We start from the raw sequence: 17,232 nt of genomic DNA on the forward strand, positions 1-17,232 counted from the left end.
TATAGCAGATTTATAATGAAAAGTTCTATTTAGATCACATATTTGAATTCACATTGATTGTTTGTTGATCTATTGAATTAAATGATATTTAAGTCATTTGTTCTGCTGTTTTCTCTCAGGCTAGGTATATTAAGGATTTGAGAGGATTTTATTCTATGCATTTATGCTTTAAGTGATAAATCTATAATTATTTGTATTTTTGTACTTATTACTAAATCTGTTGGTGAATTTTATAGATTTATAATTAGAACGATCGTTTTAAACTTGATCTGTGCCAAATAATGAGTGTGTTATATATTAACAAAACTTTGAATTAGCATCTGTTAAATTAGGTAGGATTTAATTAGATTATTATTTTATTTCCATTATTAAGACGATAACCATTCAAAAAGATATAAAAGGAGAACGACTGAACGCGAGGATATAGCTAGAAATGAGGGAGAAATTAAAGACAGCAGCTGATGATGTTGAAGTAAGGTGTATATGTCCGCTGCCCATCACAGCCATGCATTTCGACTGTGATGGACGAAGAGTGACGCTAGTGGTTGTTCATCGCTAGCTTACCAAGTCTCATTGCGGCGGCGTGGTGGCGGTGCATGAGATGTTCCATATCGACACCTATCACTGCGCCATCGTTGACACGCCATTGTCCGGCTATCATCACTTTATCTGCTTGTTGGGCACCACACAAAAGCAGTGCGGCGAGCGGATCGTGACTGCCAGAGAAACGAATATCATCAAGCTTGAACATAGCGATATCGGCTTGTTTGCCAACCTCAAGAGTACCGATATCGGTACGGCCCATTGCGCGTGCAGACCCCGATGTTGCCCAGCGAAGTGCATCAAAGTGCGAGACATTGGCAGAGCCATACTGCAGTCTTTGCAGATACATCGCCATTCGCACTTCGGCAATCATATTGGAGCCGTCGTTTGAAGCAGAACCATCCACACCGAGACCGACTTTCACCCCAGCGGCTTCAAGGTCGTTGTTCTTACATATGCCTGAAGCAAGCATCATGTTCGATGTTGGGCAATGGCTGATACCAACGCCAGCCGCCCCTAGCCGTTTTATCTCTTCTGGGTTGAAGTGGATACCGTGAGCTAACCAAGTTCGGTCATTGAGCCAGCCCACATCTTCGAGATAATCAACCGGACGCAAGCCAAACTTCTCAATACAGAAATCTTCTTCATCAAGGGTCTCGCATAGGTGAGTGTGCATCATCACACCTTCACTTTCGCTAATTCGAGCGGTCTCCCTCATTAAATCTGTGGTGACCGAGAATGGTGAACATGGCGCAAGGGCAATTTGAATCATCGCGCCTTCATCCCGCTGGTGGTAATCACGGATCAAGCGTTGGCTATCGTCGATGATGGTTTGCTCAGTCTGGATGGTGTGCCTTGGAGGTAGTCCTCCTTCATCTTCGCCTAAACTCATTGAACCGCGGGTAAAGATAGCTCGAACACCGAGCTTTTCTGCGGCTTCGACTTGCAGATCAATCGCGTGTTCAAGCCCGTTAGGAAGCAGGTAATGGTGATCGGAAGCAGTGGTGCAGCCAGACATCATCAGCTCGACCAAAGCCAGCTCAGTGGCAAGGCTCATCATTTCAGCATCAAGGTTTGCCCAAACTGGGTACAAACTTTTCAGCCAATGAAAAAGCTCTTTGTTGAGTGCGCCTGGGTAGGCACGAGTGAGGGTTTGATAGAAATGATGGTGGGCGTTAATCAGCCCTGGAGTGACAACATGACACGAGGCATCAACACTATAGTCGACAGGGGTAGTCGGTTCTTGATGTTTGCCTACTAACTCGACAATGGTATTGCCTCTGACGACGAGTCCGCCTTGTGCATCGGTATTTGTGCCAGTGTAGATTGCGAGTGGATTCTTAATCCAGATGGTTTCCATTCATAATAGTCCTTAGCCATCTCAGCCTTTTCAGGGAAGAGGGTCTTTGGTTTTGTATTGTTAACGATAAGGGTTTATAGAGCAGCGCGTTTCTTCAACCCACTGCTGTATGCTTCTTTAACTGATGTAAGTCTTCGTACTTCTCATTAAGTCAGTTAAGCCTGAAATCACTAGCGAATGTAAGGCGTTTAGTTTGCCTTAACTTCTGTTGTTTCAGTTTGTTCTTTTTGCTGTAGTTCTGCGTTCTCTTCAAGTTCTGCCTGTTCTAGCATTTCAGCTTGCTCTTGCATCTCTAGCTCAACTTGAGCTTGGCTTTCGGCGAGTGCTTCTTGCTCTTCAGCTCGTGAAGATTTAGGAAGAATCAGGTTCAGTAAAACCGTCATGATTGTCCCGGTCGTAATGCCAGAGTGTAGGAAGTTCGCTAAATCATGAGGTAAGTGCTGTAGCAGTCGTGGTTCGAACGTTACCGCAAGCCCAGAAGCCAAACCAACACAGATCACTAGCGCGTTTCGTTTGGTGTCTGCAGCTTTTATCAACATACGAATACCCGCGTAAGCAATCATGCCGAACATAACAAAACCCACGCCCCCTAATACTGGTTTAGGAATCGTGACGGCAATGGCAGCGAGTTTCGGGAACAGACCACCGAGGATCAGCAAACCACCCGTTGCCGCAACCACATAGCGACTGGCAACCCCAGTAATACCAACGATACCTACATTCTGGCTGAACGAAGCGAGCGGCATAGCGGTGAGAATTGAAGAAAGCGTACTACCAAGCCCATCGCCTAAAAGACCACGTTTTAGATCTTTACCACTGACTTGGGTTTGACAGTTGTTGCCGAGCGCCATGAAGTCACCCGTAGCTTCAGCAATCACCACGATGTACACCAAGCTCATGCTAATGATGGCGCTCATTGAGAATGTGAAGCCGTATTTGAAAGGCTCAGGGCCGCCAATCCAAGCAGCAGAGCTAATTTGGTCTAGGTTTACCATGCCAAGTGATAGTGCCACGATGTAACCGCCAGCAAGGCCGATTACGATCGCTGAAGCAGCGACTGCGCCTTTACAGTAAACAGAAACGCAAACCACAATGCCTAAAGAGACCAGCGCCAAAAAAAGCTTCGGTAACGTGGCAAATTGTTCACTATTGGCAGGCGAGTCTCCGACCCAATTCATGGCAACCGGTAAAATGGTTAGTCCGATAAGAGTAACCACTACACCACTTACCACGGTAGGGAACAGTTTCCTCACCTTATCCATGTAAAAGCTGGCTGCAATCACCACGAAGGAGCCGATCAGGGCTGAGCCCATAATTGCACTTACGCCACCTTCATTACCAATAGAGATCGCGACACCGAGAAAGGCGAAGCTAGATCCCATCACTACGGGTAAGCGAATACCAATAGGGCCAAAGCCTAGACACTGGGCGACCGTGACGATCCCTGATGCCAGCAAGGCCGCGTTAATGAGCGAGACGATTTCCGTGTTGGGCAAACCAATGGATGCGCCAACAATCAGTGGTACTGCAACGATGCCGCCAATAGAGGCCAGCATATGTTGCAGAGCAAGTAGGAGGGTGAGCCCGTGAGGGGGTCTTTCATTTAGGGTATACAGAAGTTTCATTTGATATTCCTCTGCTTGTGTTTAGGTTCACAAGCGAATGACAGTCAAACAATGACTTCTACAAACTGCGTAGGGTCATAAAAAAGGTGCACGGAGGGAGCGCGTATGAACACGCCGTGGATTCCGTACAGTTAGCTTTCTTAAAAATTGATAGGAACGCTTGGCTTGATTGATAAACCAAGCGTTCAAGGTGCGTGACTCAATGGCGGTTAACTAACGAACCGAAAATTAGCCAATGAACACCAATTTAGCGATGAAGATAGCCGCTAAGAAGTACATCGAGATAGAGACATCTTTGGTTTTGCCTGTTGCCAGCTTTAATACCGTGTAAGTGATAAAGCCAAGCGCAATACCATTCGCGATTGAGAATGTGAGTGGCATCATTAACGCAGTGATTGCAGCTGGTGCACCGTTAGTGAAGTCTTTCCAATCAACGTGCTGCATGCTGCTCATCATTACAAAGGCTACGTAGATCAGTGCGCCTGACGTCGCGTAAGCCGGGATCATGCCAGCAAGTGGTGATAGGAAGATCGCAGCTAGGAACAGCGCGCCAACCACAATAGCTGAAAGTCCAGTACGAGCACCTGCTGCAACACCAGCAGCACTCTCGACGTAACTGGTTACTGGTGGACAACCCACACAAGCACCGGCAACACTCGAAATACTGTCGGCTTTTAGTGCCTTGCTCAAACCTTCAATCTTGCCTGTTTCTGGGTTAGTTAGGTGTGCACGCTCCGCAACACCCATTAATGTACCCGCGGTGTCGAACATGTTTACAAAGAGGAAGGCTAAGATAACGCTGATCATAGAAACGTTCAGTGCACCTGCGATGTCCATTGCCATAAAGGTTGGCGCTAAGCTTGGTGGTGCAGCGAAGAAGCCGTTGTATTGCACTAGGCCCAGCATCATGCCGATAAGCGTTACGCTCAAAATACCAATCAGTACTGCACCAAACACTTTACGCTCACTCAGTACCGCGATAATAAGGAATGCGATAGCAGCAAGCAGAGCTTCTGGTTTGGTGAAATCACCTAATGAAACCAAAGTTGCTGGGTTTTCGACGACAATGCCCGCGGTTTTAAGACCAATCAGACCCAAGAACAGACCAACACCAGCGGTCATGGAGTAGCGTAAACTCTCTGGAATGCTCTCTATGATCCATTGACGAACCTTGTAGAAGCTCATCCCGACAAATAGCACACCAGAGATAAATACCGCCCCAAGCGCTACCTCCCAGCTGTAACCCATTTCACTCACCACGGTGAATGAGAAGAAGGCGTTGAGGCCCATACCCGGTGCAAGGCCCACTGGCCAGTTCGCAAACAGTCCCATTAACAGACAGCCAATCGCTGCACCAATACAGGTTGCAACGAACACCGCGCCAGAATCCATGCCAGATGCCGCCATGATCTGTGGGTTAACGAAGATAATGTAAGCCATGGTTGCGAAAGTGGTCACGCCACCAACCAATTCATTTTTTACACTGCTTCCGTGGGCCTTAATTTTAAAAAACTTCTCTAAAATTCCGTTATTCGCATCTTGGTTGAGTATTTCAGTTTTACTCTCACTCATGTCAGCAAGTCCTTTTATGTTGTGATCCATGTATTGAATACAGCAAGATTTCAATATTAAGGTTTCATGTGTTTAAGGTGATTTCTCTTTTTTGGGCACGAACAAGCCTGACCAAGCTCGCTGACAGTAGTGGCCAGCGAAGGCCTAGCAAAAATTAAGTGCGGCTAAATTTCCTTTATTTGTAGTTTCTTGAGCTTAACTTCCGCGATATGTCGAGAAGCTGTAAGGGGATACTAAAAGAGGGACGTGGTAATGCGCATCCGGATCATCGAGTCCGAAGCGAATCACGACATCGTCTAAGAAAGGCACGCCATCAAGTTCGACGCCTTTGCTTTTGTAGTAATCTGCTACATAGAACACCAACTGATACTTGCCTGGGAGGAAGTTGTTACCAGCAAGAATTGGTGCATCGGTTCTACCGTCGGAGTTGGTCACAACCGTTGCCAATTTTTCAGTTGAGTCTTCATTTACCTTGTAAAGCTCTACCTTGATCTCTGCTCCAGGTAGGCCGTGGGTGGTATCTAAAACGTGTGTTGTTAATCTTCCCATAATCCTTCACGGCGCGTTGACGCGTCCTGTCCTTATTCTGTTTTTCATCTGCGATGTTTATCTGACAAAACGTTTGCTTGCTCACTTTGTCAGCACTAACTATGAACGAACTGTATACAATTAGTAAAGTCAATTGTAGAAAAAATGTTAACTTTAAGTCGGTTTTTTGATGCACCAAGTCTGTGCGTTATCAATAAAAACTTGCACCATGATTATTTAAACTGTTGTTATTAAAGGGTTGTTGTTGCTAAATTTAACTTTAATAACGAAATCTTTACATTAAGATAAATTATTGTATACAATGAATGTATGGGGTGAGGTTGCTCGTTGTTTCTAACTCATAGAGGAAAGCTGTGGGTGAGCGACTAAACCAAACACTAATGTTAGGAGTACTTGGATGAATAAGGATTATTCAAGAGATTTGATCGGGTATGGAGCTACCCCTCCAAATCCTCAATGGCCGGGTAATGCGCGTGTCGCGGTCTCCTTTGTATTGAACTACGAAGAAGGCGGTGAACGTTGTCTATTGCACGGTGATGATGAGTCAGAAGCATTTCTCTCAGAGATCCCATCAGCACAACCGATCAAGGGTGAACGTCACATCAGTATGGAATCGATCTACGAGTATGGTAGTCGAGCTGGGGTGTGGCGCGTACTTCGCCTATTTGATGAATATGAAATCCCATTAACTGTCTTTGCTGTCGCTATGGCCATCGAACGTCATCCAGATGTCGCCAAAGCGATGATGGAAGCAGGCCATGAGATTTGTAGCCACGGCTACCGTTGGATTGACTATCAATACATTGATGAGTCTGAAGAGCGCGACCATATGGTGAAAGCGATAGAGATCATCCAGCAAGTGACAGGCCAACGTCCACTCGGCTGGTACACAGGCCGAACGGGTCCAAATACGCGTCGACTTGTCGCAGAAGAGGGTGGTTTTTTATACGACTCTGATGCCTACGATGACGATCTACCATACTGGCATACCGAGACTGGGCGCCCTCAACTGGTGATCCCTTACACCCTAGATGTGAACGATATGCGTTTTTCGACAGCGCAGGGCTTTAACTCTGGTGAACAGTTTTTCCAATACCTAAAAGACACCTTTGACGCCCTTTATATGGAAGGTGAAACCGCACCGAAAATGATGTCGGTTGGGCTTCACTGTCGATTGGTCGGGCGTCCGGGTCGAATCATGGCACTGAGACGTTTTCTAGATTACGTAAAACAACATGACAGCGTGTGGCTATGTCGTCGTATCGATATTGCCAATCACTGGCATGAACACCATCCGTATAAAGCGGGATAGTGGACTAGGAAAAGCAGTAACAACTCACAACGATAAAAACAACACAAGCAAAGAGAGCAATAGCAAGGAGGCTAACAGTGACAGTATTTCGATCATGCCAACCCACAAAAATGGCTCGCGATGAATTTGTCGCCCATTTTGCAGATGTGTACGAGCACAGCCCTTGGGTGGCCGAAGCAGTGTATGACCAAGGCTTAAATGCAGAGGATGATCATATCGAGAATCTTCATTTGAAGATGGCATCCACGCTTTTGCAAGCCGACCACGGCAAGCAGTTGGCTTTGATCAATGCTCACCCAGACTTAGCCGGTCGAGCAGCAGTAAATGGCGAACTCACAGAGTCGTCTACTAAGGAACAAGCGGGGGCGGGCATCGATAAATGCAGCGCCGAAGAATTTGAAAAATTCACTTCTTACAACAACAGCTACAAAAGTCGCTTCAACTTCCCTTTTATCATGGCGGTAAAGGGAGCCAATCGTTACCAAATTCTTGAGTCGTTCGAGATGCGATTAGGAAATGATAGTGAAACTGAGTTTGCTACGGCGATACAAGAGATCAACAAGATCGCAATGTTTCGTCTCTGGGATATGTAGGTTAACGGAGTTAGCAGCTATTTCAGAATCACTTAATGCGTCGGATGCTGAGCAGTCAGCGACTGAACCTTTAAGTTCTCATTTTATTATTACTTGATTAATTTCATAGGATTACACGGACATGACCCATAAATTTGAACAGTACATAAACCTAGCAGACGAAAAACTCGGTGCGGAAGCGATCTTCGCCACGGACGATTTCTTTGCCGACAAAAGCCGCCTACTCAGCCACGCAGCACCAGTATGGAAAGATGACCTATACGATGACAACGGTAAATGGATGGACGGTTGGGAAAGCCGCCGTAAGCGTGGAGAAGGTTATGATTACTGTGTGATTCGTCTTGGTCTAGCAGGTACGATTGCGGGCGTTGATATTGATACTTCATTCTTCACAGGTAACTTTCCGCCTTCTGCATCGATTGATGCATGCTATTCACCACAAGGCGAACCAACAGACTCTACTGAATGGCAAGAGATCCTCCCTTCTATTGGCCTGCAAGGCGACCACCATCACCTTGAAGAGATTGAAAGTGACCAAGTATTTACTCACCTGCGTCTAAACATCTATCCAGATGGCGGTGTTGCGCGCCTTCGTGTTTACGGTCGCCCGAGCGTTGATTGGGATGCGATTGATGCACAACAGCAAATTGACCTTGCAGCGGTTGAACATGGCGGACGCGCACTAGCATGTAGTGATGAGCACTACGGTAATAAAGCGAACATTCTTGGCCCTGGCCGCGGTGAAAACATGGGCGATGGCTGGGAAACAGCACGTCGTCGTACACCGGGTAACGACTGGGTGATTGTTGCGTTAGGCCACCCGGGCAACATTGAACGTATCGTTGTTGATACTGCGCACTTTAAAGGTAACTTCCCAGACAGTTGTTCAATTCAAGCAGCGTATGTGAAAGGTGGTACCGACGACCAAGTAGAGACGCAAAGTCTATTCTGGCGTGAGCTTCTACCGGCGCAAAAACTGTCTGCCCACAATATTCATGAATTCATTTCCGAGGTGAACGATCTTGGTGCGGTGACACACGTACGTGCCAACATCTTCCCAGATGGCGGTATCAGCCGTTTACGTCTATTTGGTACCAAAGCGAAATAGGTAAGGAAAAGAGTATGAGTAATGGAATACGTCGTTTAGTGATCGAACCGTTAACCAAACAAGCGTTTGCTGAGTTTGGTGATGTTATCGAGTCTGATAACAGTGATTTTTTCATGATCAACAATGGGTCAACTCGTCGCTACCACAAGCTTGCGGCAACGGATGTGCAAGATCAAGGTGGAGAAGCCATCATCAGCATCTTCCAGGCCACTCCGCTGAAGTACCCATTGACTATCGAGATGCTAGAGCGTCATCCACTTGGCTCTCAGGCATTCGTTCCATTACTTGGTCAACCCTATTTAATTGTTGTCGCGCCAAAGGGCGAAAATCCGACATTAGCCAGCTGCCGAGCGTTTCTCAGCAATGGTCGCCAAGGAGTGAACTATCACAAAGGTGTGTGGCACCACCCCGTTCTCGCGCTTACCGATCAAGACCAGTTCTTGATCGTGGACAGAGGCGGTGAAGGCCATAACTGTGATGAAGTTTATTTTGATAGCGACCTCGTGGCACTGCACTTGGAAGACCTGCCGACGGACAACAATAAGGAAGAGCAGCGCGTTGAAAATGCGCTGTGATACAGGAGTTTATTATGGATCCGCATATTACAGAATGGTTGAATTTGGCGATTCGCTGGATTCACATGATCGTTGGTGTCGCATGGATCGGCGCATCATTTTACTTTGTTTGGCTTGAAAACAACCTTAATCGAGTCAACCCCAAAACAGGCCTATCTGGTGACTTATGGGCAATTCACGGTGGTGGTATCTATCACCTTGAAAAGTACAAGCTTGCGCCACCAGAGATGCCTGAACACCTTCACTGGTTTAAATGGGAAGCTTACTTCACTTGGATCACAGGTGTGTGTCTACTTGGAGTTGTCTACTACCTTAACGCCGAGATTTACCTGATCGCACCGGGCTCAGGCCTTGATTCGACTACCGCAATCGCGATTGGTATTGGTTCTTTTGTCGCTGGTTGGTTTATTTACGACCTGTTGTGTGACTCTCCATTAGGTAAGACGCCAGTACTGCTTGGTATTGTATTGTTCGTCCTGCTGGTGGCCGCGACTTACGGCTTGACCCAAGTGTTCAGCGGCCGTGGTGCTTACATTCATGTGGGCGCGATCATCGGTACCATCATGGTGGGTAACGTATTCCGCGTTATCATGCCTGCACAGCGCAACTTAGTGAAAGCGATTGAAGAGAAGCGCGAACCTGATCCAGCACTTCCAGCGAAAGGCTTACTGCGTTCTCGTCATAACAACTACATGACACTACCAGTGTTGTTCATCATGATCAGTAACCACTTCCCGAGCACGTATGGTTCGGAGTACAACTGGTTGATTCTAGCTGGTTTGGCGGTATTCAGTATCTTGGTTCGCCACTACTTTAATACCCGACATGGCAGTCAGAAGTTTGCTTGGACAGTACCAGTAGCCGCACTCGGTATGATCACGCTTGCGTTCGTGACCTCACCGTACGCGAAAAAGCAGATGACACCGACACCAGTCGCGAAAGCGCCCGTGGTTGAGCAGGTGCAAAGCAGTGCAGAAGCTACACCAGTCGTGGAAGAAATTGCGGCAGGAGTTGTGGAATCTGATAATGGCGCTCAAGTTCAGCAAACAGCTGCCACTAGTGCTCCAGCATCTTCGGACGCAGGTATTCGCTTTGAGACCATCAACCAAGTCATTCAAGAGCGCTGTTCGGTGTGTCACTCAGCTTCACCGACTCATGCTGCCTTTGCCGCCGCACCAGCCGGGGTCATATTGGATACACCTGAAGAGATCAAAGCCAACGTACCGAGAATCATTGCTCAAACCGTAACAACGAAAGTCATGCCACTTGGAAACCTCACCCAAATGACAGATGACGAACGTACTCTTATCGGTGATTGGGCAGCACAAGGAGCCAAACTTCAATAGCAGCATCCTTTACCTAAGAGCGTGAGTCTTAGGTGAGGCTTGGGGAGAGTTTGGTTATACGGGCACGCGCCAAACTCGTCCCACCCTGTTTCCCCGGTTCCTATACCGGGGCTTTTTGTATGCTTTCCCAAGCGTTGGTTCTTTTTTGAAGGTATTTCCCTTTTTTGACGCGCTGCTTACATTCTTCAAGCAATTGATATTTACTATCGAAACTCTCTTATTCATATAGGCAAGTGTCTAATTATGAAGCATTTCTTTGAAAGTGAGTTGATGCTCTCTAGCTCACTCAACTTTGTTCTATTGTCCGTTGGGCTGACTCTTCTGCTGCATATCCCAATTTGGTGTGGGTTCAACCTGAGCCGACGTAAATGGAAACTGATGGATTATTTATGGCCGTTTCTGGCAGGGATAGGCATGCTTGGCGCTGTCTCAGAGATTCGGGCTAAGGTTGCCGGTGATTGGGTAGAAACTGAACAGACAAGAGCTGTGGTGATTCTAGAATCTATTCAGCAGTTCTCTCTTGATCGATTGCGCGGTGATGTATGTTCGGGTCAGCCGTCGGCCAATGATCAAGCCGAATACCATCAAGCCTGTATGTGGTACCTCACAACCGCGAAGACCTTTAAAGATGTTGATTTCTCTCTGCTGCCGAGCGCTTCTACATTAATGGTTCCAGCACCTGATATTGCGTTACTAGAGAGCGACTCTGTATGGGTGAGTGGGATGCTGAATCAATACGAGAAGCAGAAAAATCAATACATCAAAACAAGGGAAGCGCAGCTTAAACAGCCAATAGAAAGCCTTTTCTGGTATGTGAGTCCTTACTTAGTCTGTTTTGCGATTGCATTGCGCCTGACTAAAGTGACGGCAGAGCTTAAGTTAGATAAAGCCTCTACATAGTGCTTTCGTGTATTGTAGTGATGAAAAAAGAGCCCATTGAAGGCTCTTTTTACGTATTGGGCTCAAAATCCAAATTGGTTAATGGTAGTTCACTACCATGGATGCGGTGAGATTGTACCCCATTGTCAGATCAGTATCGCCATCAACAAGGTAGACGCTACTGGTCTCCAGTTTTGATGAAATGACACCCTCGACCCAAACGGGATATTGAACCGTCTCTACTTGATAGCCTTGCGGGTATGAAACTCTCACGATTTGGTTTGCAGGGGGAGGTGGCATATGAATGCATGCACCTGCGGTGGGTACTAGTAGAAACTCGGTGGCAACGAGAGGCGCGGAAAATTCAATGGGCACGAGAAAGCCAGGAATGCGAACTCTTTGTCCATCGTAATGGGTCGTGACAGTATGGGCCGCGCGTTGTTGGTTTTCTATGTATTGTTGTCGCAGTTTAAAAAGTTCGTCGGCATCTAAGCCCTCGGATTTTAGCTTCTCTTTTAGAGCGGTAATCTTATTGGCAGATTCCGAGTCATTGTACTGACTTAACGTGAATATCTGCTGCAAGGTTTGTTTTTGTTGATAGGTGATTTCCGGCAAAGTCACTTGGCTGGAAATGGGTTCAGGCCTTAAATCTTGCCAATCGAGCTGAGTGGCTTCACCTGCAGAACTGCCAAACGAAGCTATCGACATCATGAGTATAAATAGTCTATTCAAATCACTGCTCCATCCATTGATGCGTGAAAAGGATAAGTGGCTCACCGCTTGGTATCGCAGTAAGCCACATGATCCCGCTAAAGCGTGTTTTTGTAGATAACGCCGTCTTTCATGATCAGTTTGATCGACTCTGGTGAATCTGGTCGTTTATCTGCTCCGAACCATTTGTCACCGGTACCGACTATGGAGAAGTCCTCCAACGGGTTGCCTTCAAGCAGTAAGATGTCGGCATAAGCACCGGATTCAATCACTCCTAACTTCGCTTCTGGGTACGGGTTCATAAAGTCCCCCGTTAAGGTCGCAATTTCACCACCAACGGAAGTGAGTGTTTTCAATGACTCATAAGGGCCGAAGAAATCATTGTTGAGTTTCTTCTCGTAAGCGATTTGGATGTTACACGCATCAACAGAGCCAACACAGTCAGTCTGGAAGCCTCTAGGTGCTGGACACTTCTTCATATTTGGGATGTAGTCTTTAAACGCCGCAGAAGCGGATTTGGCTTTGGCTAAGCTTGATGCAACGCTCTTAACTGCTGGAATCTCAAGAAGGTTAGGGTCGAACGCGGTAAGGTTTGTAGTGATGTATGCTCCTTTTTCTTTCATTAAGTCTGAGATTTCACAATCAAACATAAATCCGTGCTCGATGGATTTCACCCCTGCATTCAATGCGCCCAGAATGGCCTCTTTTCGATACGAGTGTGCCATTACATAGCTGCCATAGGTATCCGCTACTTGTACAGCAGCGCCAATCTCTTCAGGAGATCCCGCTAATAGTTGCCAAGGGTCAAATGCCGATACAACACCACCGGATTGCATGTATTTCAACTGAGTTGCGCCCATACGGAAGTTGTTACGCGCATACTTTTTCACATCGGCTACGCTATCAACCTCTTGCGCCATATTAAGCCTACTGAAGTTGGTCTCTTCACCGACAGGTGCTGTAAAGTTGGCAAAGTCAGCATGGCCGCCGCGAGTCCCTAAGAATGCGCCAGAAGGGTAGAAGCGTGGGCCGACAATCTGTCCTGAATCTATTGCTCGTCTCAAGCCACCATTAGCACCACCGGCATCACGTACCGTGGTAAAGCCTTGCATCAAGTACATCTCCGCCATACGCGTTCCGTGTATGGCGAAATCTTCCCATGTGGTGTTGGATTCCATAGTCGGTAGACTTGGTCCCATAAGCATGAGGTGGGCGTGATTCTCAATAAATCCGGGAGTGAGAGTTTTTCCTGTACCATCGATGATCACTGCATCATCACGTACTTTGATTGCCATTGCGGAGATGGATGCAATCTTGTTGCCTTCAACCAAAACAAAATGGTCTTCATACAGTTTGTTCTCGGTGCCGTTAAAAACATCGACGTTTTCAAAAAGTGTTTGGGGAAGTTGAACACTCTCTTCAGCCAAGACAAACGATGAAACTAGCGCAATAGAGGAAGCCAATATCGTTTTCTTCATTTTTATATCCTTATAATTAACACATGCCGGATGGCGATAAATTAATCACTGTAAGTCTAGGATACGAAATGAAATACTGCCGTGATTATTGGTTATTCACGAGCTAAGTCTCTTATAGCAAAGTGTTTCAACGGATTCTCACTCAAACGACAGGGCAAACGTCAGCAATATTGGTAGGGTCACGATACTTAAGAAGTTGCCAAACAGCACCATAGAGGCAACCTTAGGTGGCTCGACGTTGAAGCGTTCAGCAAACAAGTAGTTCATTACCGCTGGTGGCAGCATGGTGAACAGAACCATCATTTGAAGCTGCAGGGTTGGTAGCGGGATAAAGAAGTAGATAATGCCGAAGGCGATGGCTCCGGTGAACAGAGATTGCGCCGTGCATAGCAAACCCACCTTGAGGCCGCTAAGCCTTAGGTTGACCATTTGTGAGCCAAGAGATAACAGCATGATAGGCACGGCTGCTTGCCCAAGTAGCGATGTTGCTTCGTAAAGCGGATTCCAAACTGCGACGCCAGATAAGTTGAGCGTCATTGCTACGGCAGCAGCGAGGAAAATCGGCATCTTGAAGATCTGTTTTAGTGGGTTCCCTTCACTTAACAGCGCCAAACCCAAACTAATATGGATGCAGGCTGAAACCACGAACAGCAGTACTGCTGGAGCGAGCGCGGTGTCACCAAAGGTATAGGTGAACAATGGGATAGCAAGGTTACCGCTGTTGCGAAACATGTGCGGTGGTGCCCAAGCTTTGAAGTTGAGTTTAAAGATCTTACAGATTGGAATCATTAACACTGCAGGTACTAATACAGCAACTAATGAGGCAGTAATCAGTGGTACTTGCTCAGTATCGAGCGGCATGGTGGTGAGTGAGGCAAATACCAAAGCCGGGATACACACGTCCATATTGATGCGGTTGATAGGCTTAAAGTCCGGCTTGAGCCAACGGCCCACGGCAAAGCCAGCAGCAGCGAGCGCAAAAACGGGAAACAGAATGCCAACAACCTGCTCAAACATAGAATTCCTTTTCTAAGCGACGGGTAAATTTAAGGGGTGCTCAACATGGATTAGGAAGGCTGAGCGATTTGTATAATCGTCTTAAGTTACCAACATAAATCGCTTACGTCGCGGTCATTTAGCACACAGTAGAGATTTAATTATTGTTATTTGATGAGGATGCAAAAAAGACCAGAGGCTGGGGGGCGACTGGTCTTAGAAGGCTAAGCGAATCTGGACGGATTATTAACAACGATTGTCGTTGTTGCCTAGCGGGTGTTACTCGCTTTTAAGCCTAACTGACGAGTTTTTTATATTCTTTGAAATTAGCGTCGTACGCCTTTTCACCGTAGATGTATGTCTCGCTGACGGTTCTGTCATCTCCAAGACTCATCAATACAAACAACTTCTCTTCAAGCTTGGTTGCTTGCTCCATTCTAAAGCGCATTAGCTGAGTCGCGTGCATATCTAGAACCACGAAATCTGCCTCTTTGCCCACTTCCAGGTTACCGATTTTGTCTTCTAGGTGAAGGGAGCGTGCACCACCTAATGTGGCTAAGAATAGTGATTTCGCTGGGTGCAATTTCTTATGTTGAAGCTGCATGATCTTGTACGCTTCACTCATGGTTTGCAGAATAGAGAAGCTAGTACCTGCGCCGACATCGGTACCCATACCAACACGGATTCCGTGCTCTTCCATTTCAGGCAGTCTGAACAGACCTGAACCCAAGAATAGGTTTGAGGTTGGACAGAAAGCGATAGCAGATTCAGTATCGGCTAAACGCTTACACTCGCAATCAGACAAGTGAATGCCGTGTGCAAAAACTGAGCGTTTGTGCAGCAAGCCATAGTGGTCGTATACATCAAGGTAGCTGTCACGTTCAGGGAATAGAGCCTTCACCCACTCAATCTCTTTCTCGTTCTCTGAAAGGTGAGTGTGCATGTACACATCTGGATACTCTTCTAACAGTTTACCGACGGTTGCCAGTTGCTCCGGGGTACTCGTTGGTGCAAAACGAGGCGTCACTGCATACAGCAAGCGGCCACGGTTGTGCCACTTGTCGATCAGCTCTTTTGAGTCGGCATAGCCTGATTCTGGTGTATCGGTTAGGTAATCTGGTGCGTTGCGATCCATCAGCACCTTACCCGCGATCATACGTAGGTTACGTTTCTCAGCTTCTTCAAAGAACACGTTGACCGACTCTTTATGAACGGTGCCGAACACCAACGCTGTTGTGGTACCGTTGCTCGCCAGCTCGTCTAGGAATAGCTTAGCTACTTTGTGTGCGTAAACTGGATTCTTAAAGCGTTTCTCTTCTGGAAAGGTGTAGTTCTCAAGCCAGTCGAGCAGCTGTTCACCATACGATGCAATCATACCGGTTTGCGGGTAGTGGATATGAGTATCGATAAATCCCGAGGTGATCAGCTTATCTTTGTACTCTTTGACATCGAGGGTTTTCGGCTGACGAGCAAGCACATCATCGGCATTACCCAAATCAACCACATGGCCATTCTCAACCACTAAAATACCGTCTTCAAAATACTCATATGATTCTTCTAAACCGACATCCTTTGGGTCGGCCACGCTATGAAGAATACTGGCGCGATAAGCTTTGCGTTGCGTTGTCATGTTTACTTCCTTTTAATGCCCTCCAGTCACGTTATGGCGACTGGAGTCTGCGATTTGTGTTAGGCGATTTTCTCTTCCAGAGGGTGTTCGTCTACATCGCTTGTTTGCTTGGGATCGTTACGATCCTCAGTTTGATAATGTTGGGTAGGGCGCTTCTGTTCAAGCGCTTGTCCCTGATAGTGTGCGATTAGTTCACCGGCAACCGATACCGCGATTTCTGCAGGATGTTTTCCATTCACAGCGCTGATACCAATCGGACAAATCATGGTGTTGATCTGCTCTTGGCTATAGCCGCGTTGTTCCAAGCGGAAATCGAACTTCTTGCGTTTTGTTAGTGAGCCAATCATGCCGAAGTAACGACTGTCTTCGCGGTCAATGATGGCTTTAGCAAGGTCGAAATCGAGCTGGTGGTTGTGGGTCATCACTAGGTAGTAACTGTTTGGTGGCATCTGTTTCACTTCACCAACTGGGTCGTCAGTGACAAGCTTTTTAACGCCTTGAGGTAAGGTTTCTGGGAACACTTCTTCGCGTTCATCAATCCACGTTACGCGGAAAGGCAGAGTGGCGACAATGTGCAATAGCGCCTTAGCCACATGGCCAGCACCAAATAGCACCAAGTGATTCTGTTGAGTACCAATCGGCTCGAAGCTCAGAGTAGCCATTCCGCCACAACATTGGCCAAGGCGAGCACCAAGGTTGAAGCGTTCGACTTTGAGGGACTTTTCGCTGGCGATCAGCATCTCGCGCGCCATCTTAGTCGCAACATGTTCAAGGTGGCCACCGCCAATGGTCGCAATGATGCGATCGCGAGTGACCAGCATTTTTGTTCCGGCATCACGAGGCACAGAACCTCGATCTTCAAGAACCGTCACCATGACACACGGCTCGTAGTTCTCTTCCAATTTTGCCAGTTCGTGAATCCAATTATCCTTAAACATACTTCCTCCAAAAGCTC

At 47.0% G+C, this 17,232-nt stretch carries 15 protein-coding genes; 6 read left to right on the forward strand and 9 right to left on the reverse strand.

The genetic code is table 11. The annotated features are described in order from the left end of the window. Window positions 1-538 precede the first annotated feature (538 nt). From FIV04_RS19115 to uraH, 4 genes are all read right to left on the reverse strand, one after another. Complete coding sequence (locus FIV04_RS19115) at window positions 539-1,903, reverse strand: 8-oxoguanine deaminase (RefSeq protein WP_152470125.1); 1,365 nt, start codon at window positions 1,901-1,903, stop codon at window positions 539-541. Between the two features lie 188 nt (window positions 1,904-2,091). Beyond that, window positions 2,092-3,528, reverse strand: coding sequence for a solute carrier family 23 protein (locus FIV04_RS19120; protein WP_225312938.1), 1,437 nt, complete (start codon window positions 3,526-3,528; stop codon window positions 2,092-2,094). Window positions 3,529-3,756: 228 nt separating this feature from the next. Beyond that, entirely contained in the window at window positions 3,757-5,100 is a 1,344-nt protein-coding gene (locus tag FIV04_RS19125) for an NCS2 family permease (RefSeq protein WP_032553527.1), read from the reverse strand. A 195-nt stretch (window positions 5,101-5,295) separates the two neighbouring features. Further along, window positions 5,296-5,649, reverse strand: coding sequence for a hydroxyisourate hydrolase (uraH, locus tag FIV04_RS19130; RefSeq protein WP_150868435.1), 354 nt, complete (start codon window positions 5,647-5,649; stop codon window positions 5,296-5,298). Between the two features lie 397 nt (window positions 5,650-6,046). On the opposite strand from uraH, the gene puuE reads away from it, so the two are divergent. From puuE to FIV04_RS19160, 6 genes are all read left to right on the forward strand, one after another. Continuing rightward, window positions 6,047-6,961 carry an allantoinase PuuE gene (gene puuE, locus FIV04_RS19135; protein ID WP_150868437.1) on the forward strand — a complete coding sequence of 305 codons (915 nt, stop codon included), beginning with the start codon at window positions 6,047-6,049 and terminating at the stop codon, window positions 6,959-6,961. A gap of 77 nt (window positions 6,962-7,038) precedes the next feature. Further along, the gene (uraD, locus tag FIV04_RS19140; RefSeq protein ID WP_032553523.1) at window positions 7,039-7,554 is read left to right on the forward strand and encodes a 2-oxo-4-hydroxy-4-carboxy-5-ureidoimidazoline decarboxylase; all 516 of its coding nucleotides are present in this window, start codon (window positions 7,039-7,041) and stop codon (window positions 7,552-7,554) included. Between the two features lie 121 nt (window positions 7,555-7,675). After that, a complete protein-coding gene (gene alc, locus FIV04_RS19145; protein ID WP_032553522.1) occupies window positions 7,676-8,662 on the forward strand; it encodes an allantoicase in 987 nt (328 codons plus the stop codon). 14 nt (window positions 8,663-8,676) lie between these two features. Further along, window positions 8,677-9,237 (forward strand): ureidoglycolate lyase, encoded by a 561-nt coding sequence (locus tag FIV04_RS19150; protein WP_032553521.1) that lies wholly within the window; start codon window positions 8,677-8,679, stop codon window positions 9,235-9,237. A gap of 14 nt (window positions 9,238-9,251) precedes the next feature. Further along, the gene (locus FIV04_RS19155; RefSeq protein WP_152470126.1) at window positions 9,252-10,583 is read left to right on the forward strand and encodes a urate hydroxylase PuuD; all 1,332 of its coding nucleotides are present in this window, start codon (window positions 9,252-9,254) and stop codon (window positions 10,581-10,583) included. Between the two features lie 243 nt (window positions 10,584-10,826). After that, complete coding sequence (locus FIV04_RS19160; RefSeq protein WP_367618263.1) at window positions 10,827-11,483, forward strand: hypothetical protein; 657 nt, start codon at window positions 10,827-10,829, stop codon at window positions 11,481-11,483. A 78-nt stretch (window positions 11,484-11,561) separates the two neighbouring features. Here FIV04_RS19160 and FIV04_RS19165 read toward each other — a convergent pair whose 3' ends face one another. The 5 genes from FIV04_RS19165 to xdhC all read right to left on the reverse strand — a co-directional run bounded on the left by FIV04_RS19165 (window position 11,562) and on the right by xdhC (window position 17,215). Next, window positions 11,562-12,194, reverse strand: a complete 633-nt coding sequence (locus FIV04_RS19165) for a DUF3299 domain-containing protein (RefSeq protein WP_152470127.1) — start codon at window positions 12,192-12,194, stop codon at window positions 11,562-11,564. A gap of 77 nt (window positions 12,195-12,271) precedes the next feature. Then, a complete protein-coding gene (locus FIV04_RS19170) occupies window positions 12,272-13,651 on the reverse strand; it encodes an amidohydrolase family protein (protein ID WP_152470128.1) in 1,380 nt (459 codons plus the stop codon). 138 nt (window positions 13,652-13,789) lie between these two features. Beyond that, window positions 13,790-14,668, reverse strand: a complete 879-nt coding sequence (locus FIV04_RS19175; RefSeq protein WP_152470129.1) for an AEC family transporter — start codon at window positions 14,666-14,668, stop codon at window positions 13,790-13,792. Window positions 14,669-14,942: 274 nt separating this feature from the next. Then, a complete protein-coding gene (guaD, locus tag FIV04_RS19180) occupies window positions 14,943-16,277 on the reverse strand; it encodes a guanine deaminase (protein ID WP_150897046.1) in 1,335 nt (444 codons plus the stop codon). 59 nt (window positions 16,278-16,336) lie between these two features. After that, window positions 16,337-17,215 carry a xanthine dehydrogenase accessory protein XdhC gene (gene xdhC / locus FIV04_RS19185; RefSeq protein WP_152470130.1) on the reverse strand — a complete coding sequence of 293 codons (879 nt, stop codon included), beginning with the start codon at window positions 17,213-17,215 and terminating at the stop codon, window positions 16,337-16,339. Window positions 17,216-17,232 lie beyond the last annotated feature (17 nt).

This window comes from Vibrio sp. THAF190c, assembly GCF_009363355.1.
Lineage (GTDB): Bacteria > Pseudomonadota > Gammaproteobacteria > Enterobacterales > Vibrionaceae > Vibrio > Vibrio fortis_A.

Excerpts from the sequence above, each read along its gene's own strand:
- FIV04_RS19115 (WP_152470125.1), bottom strand. The coding sequence starts at position 1,903 with ATGGAAACCATCTGGATTAAGAATCCACTCGCAATCTACACTGGCACA.
- FIV04_RS19120 (WP_225312938.1), bottom strand. The coding sequence starts at position 3,528 with ATGAAACTTCTGTATACCCTAAATGAAAGACCCCCTCACGGGCTCACC.
- FIV04_RS19125 (WP_032553527.1), bottom strand. The coding sequence starts at position 5,100 with ATGAGTGAGAGTAAAACTGAAATACTCAACCAAGATGCGAATAACGGA.
- uraH (WP_150868435.1), bottom strand. The coding sequence starts at position 5,649 with ATGGGAAGATTAACAACACACGTTTTAGATACCACCCACGGCCTACCT.
- puuE (WP_150868437.1), top strand. The coding sequence starts at position 6,047 with ATGAATAAGGATTATTCAAGAGATTTGATCGGGTATGGAGCTACCCCT.
- alc (WP_032553522.1), top strand. The coding sequence starts at position 7,676 with ATGACCCATAAATTTGAACAGTACATAAACCTAGCAGACGAAAAACTC.
- FIV04_RS19150 (WP_032553521.1), top strand. The coding sequence starts at position 8,677 with ATGAGTAATGGAATACGTCGTTTAGTGATCGAACCGTTAACCAAACAA.
- FIV04_RS19155 (WP_152470126.1), top strand. The coding sequence starts at position 9,252 with ATGGATCCGCATATTACAGAATGGTTGAATTTGGCGATTCGCTGGATT.
- FIV04_RS19160 (WP_367618263.1), top strand. The coding sequence starts at position 10,827 with ATGAAGCATTTCTTTGAAAGTGAGTTGATGCTCTCTAGCTCACTCAAC.
- FIV04_RS19170 (WP_152470128.1), bottom strand. The coding sequence starts at position 13,651 with ATGAAGAAAACGATATTGGCTTCCTCTATTGCGCTAGTTTCATCGTTT.
- FIV04_RS19175 (WP_152470129.1), bottom strand. The coding sequence starts at position 14,668 with ATGTTTGAGCAGGTTGTTGGCATTCTGTTTCCCGTTTTTGCGCTCGCT.
- guaD (WP_150897046.1), bottom strand. The coding sequence starts at position 16,277 with ATGACAACGCAACGCAAAGCTTATCGCGCCAGTATTCTTCATAGCGTG.
- xdhC (WP_152470130.1), bottom strand. The coding sequence starts at position 17,215 with ATGTTTAAGGATAATTGGATTCACGAACTGGCAAAATTGGAAGAGAAC.